General features: G+C 63.6%; 1 protein-coding gene. It reads left to right on the top strand.

Features of this window, described 5'->3' with window-relative positions; translation table 11 throughout:
* Positions 1-62: 62 nt before the first annotated feature.
* Positions 63-387, top strand: a 325-nt coding sequence (locus EN859_RS35680) for a cytosine permease (protein ID WP_189502509.1), incomplete at its 3' end; no start/stop codon positions are given.

The following is a 387-nucleotide window of genomic DNA, read 5'->3' as shown; positions in this document are numbered from 1 at the left end:
CGACGCTCTTCCGATCTCGCAAGAAGCCGCGCGGGCTGCAACGTTCAAGTGGAGATCTTTCGATGAAGCAGACCGCGCAACCCGCCGACCCGCAATTCGCGGCCGGCGTGCACAGCAGCAGTCTTTACAACGACGACCTTGCGCCGACCGGCACTGCGCAGCGCACATGGCGCTGGTATCACTTCGCGGCGCTGTGGGTCGGCATGGTGATGAACATTGCGTCATACATGCTGGCCGCCGGCTTGACCGAACAGGGCATGTCGCCGTGGCAGGCGGTGTTGACCGTATTGCTCGGCAATTTGATCGTGCTCGTGCCCATGCTGCTGATCGGCCACGCGGGGGCCAAGCACGGCATTCCGTATGCGGTGCTGGTGCGCTCGTCGTTCG

Source organism: Mesorhizobium sp. M00.F.Ca.ET.216.01.1.1 (genome assembly GCF_004010325.2).
Classification (GTDB): Bacteria; Pseudomonadota; Alphaproteobacteria; order Rhizobiales; family Rhizobiaceae; genus Mesorhizobium.
The sequence above is the reverse complement of the archived record's forward strand: the minus strand, read 5'-3'. Positions and strand labels throughout refer to the sequence as shown.